Raw genomic sequence first — 2650 nt, forward strand, 5'->3', positions numbered from 1 at the left:
GTTCCACCATTTCAGTAATTCTTTCTTTTTTCTCCGGCAAATTTGTTTTTATAAAATCTTCGACTTCAAAAGAAGGCTCGTTTGGCATATCTTTAATAGCCGCTTGAATGAAAATATGCACAAATTCATCATAAGAAATCCCTGCTTCGCCAAAATACAATTTAATTAATTTCTTTATTTCCTTATCTGCGTATAACTTTTTAATTTCTGTCCGTTCATTAACAATTTCAATGTCTATGCTGTTTTCTTTTTCAAGCTGTTTTGCTGTATCCGTATTTTCGCTGATACCTGAATATCTTGCGTCTAGCATGGTTTTCTTAATACTTTTAATTGTAACCAGGGCGGGCTGCATATCATCTCCTTTAGTTCGCAAAGCCCCGATGTTTACAAGCCTTAGAATATTACCCCTGTAATGTTCGCTTACAAATTCTGGTATCTTTTTTATTATCTTATTGATATATCTAAACCTGCTCCAAAATTTCGCCCATTTTTTTGCCTCTTTCAAAAGCATTTTTGTCGCGTTTAAAGGAGTTAATTGAAGCGCATTTCTGACTGCTATACGAATTATTGATGCCAATATTCCTACTTCGTCCTGGTTTTCCGGCAAATGTGCTTTGGGAAAATCAGGATCTTCAACGTCTTCAAATGAAGTGGATACTAAAATAGCCGTGTAAACAAAAATGTGCGCAAATTCTTTCAGTGAAATTCCGTTTTTATTTATGTTTTTAATAATTTCCTTTCTTATGGCTTCATTATTGAAATACTTTATTACGTCTTCTCTTTTCTTAATATCCTTAATTTTTAATTGATTTATTCGCTCCAATTCCTTTGCTTTGGCTATCATTTCATTTAAACTTATGACTTTCCCTATTCTCTGAATAGATTCAATAATACTAGAAGGCGTGGTAAGCAGTGTTCTATTTTTTTCACCGGGAACGGCTCCGGCTTTAGTATTTGCACTAGGAATAATTACAGTTTCCCTTGGGTTTGTTTCAACCTTGGCATAATAATACCATTGGAATTTCAAGGATATTGAGTACCCATTGAATTGAATAATAAAGTCAAAATCATGTTGCTTTTGTTCAAATTTTGATTCAGTATCAATTGCAAATTTTACCCCAAATACATCAGCAAACGAATTATTCAGTTCATCAATAATACCTTGAATACTAATATTTTTATGTTCCTGCTCAATATACTGAATTGCTATCGCAATCTCTTGCAGCATTTCTTTAAATACTGAAGAATTTCTCAGTTCTATTCTAATTGCGTCCGGCCTCAGGGTATTTTTAAACTTAAAATTCCAAGAACTAATAAGATGATTTTTAAGATATATTCCTTCGGGATTCGAATCTAGAATACCATCTTCATCACTTGCAGAAGCAATCTCTTTAACAAGACCTATTTTCTTTGCTAATCCCGATTCAGGATTAGGATATTTTGACGGCTGTTTTTCTACAGCATATTTTCCGTTTTTACCGATACTAAAAGGTTCTTGTGAAGAATAATCATAATTAAATACCGGTTCAAGCTGTTTTTCTTGATTTGGAGTAACCAATCTGAATGCAATATGGTCAATAACGGTTTTCTTAATTTTCTTCAAATTAGACGGCTCAGAAATTTGAATTGTATCAACAGTTATTCTTTTACCTTTATACTGGCCCACTACAAGAGGAACCTGAAAAAAGATTTTATAGATTGTGTTTCCTTCAGGTGATTTTTGAGAGCCAATTACCCGCGCACCGTATTTCTCAATAAATTCATCTAAAATTAGTTTTGCTTCATTTTCGGTGGCACAATTAATACTTAAATGATCCAGCTCGCATTTTGTTTTAATTTGAAATGCACTAATAAATCCGCTATCATCTTTAGAGATTTGTCTTGCTTCTTTTTTAATATTTAGATCATCCTGTTCGCTTTTTATTTCAATCCCTAGCGCATTTAGAAATCCGTCCCTATCCTCAAACAATCCGGGAATTTCATTAATTAGTTTGTCAAGAATAGCTGGTTTATTTATGCTAAGTTTAATTTGTGTTCTTATATTCGCTTCACGGCCCGCTAAGTACGATAGTATAACAGCTCCTATTATGCTTACAACAAACCAACCTGCGCCAAATACGGGAAGCATCGTAAGAAATAACACAAATACAGAAGCAGCAAAAACGCCAAATCCCCACTCGTAGGTGCGTTCAATTATTTTTTTAGCTGCGTTTACCCTTTCATCATAGATGTGTTTTTCATTTTCTTTTAATTCGTCTCTAAGAACTTTGTTTATTTGATAACGATCAATATGATCGTCAATCAGTTCTTGAAGGAGTTTGGGATAATGAAGCTGTACAAACCAATGATTTAATGAAAGTCCCGCTTCTTTTTTCGCTATTTCTCTAGAAAGTTTCGTAATTTCTTTTGATAATATTTTGATTCTCGGGCTATCAGGTTCTTTTAATTTCAAGTTCCTCAGCTCAGAAATTTTGTTTTCCAATTCTTTCTCAAGCCCTCGATGTTTTGGAAGCACCAATCTTGCGTTATTATCTTTGTCAGCCTGCGTATGCCCTGCTCCTACAGGTCCCTTTTTACTTATTTTGTCCGGATACTTATTATTTATTGCTTCAAGAAGCTCTTTTGTAGCCTTTATGCCCGTTTCTTTAGA

General features: G+C 33.8%; 1 protein-coding gene. It reads right to left on the reverse strand.

The window, feature by feature from the left end:
• The coding region (locus NT145_09070; protein ID MCX5782825.1) for a hypothetical protein at positions 1 to 2650 on the reverse strand (2650 nt) is incomplete at both ends.

It is taken from the genome of Elusimicrobiota bacterium (assembly GCA_026388075.1).
GTDB lineage: Bacteria > Elusimicrobiota > Endomicrobiia > Endomicrobiales > JAPLKN01 > JAPLKN01.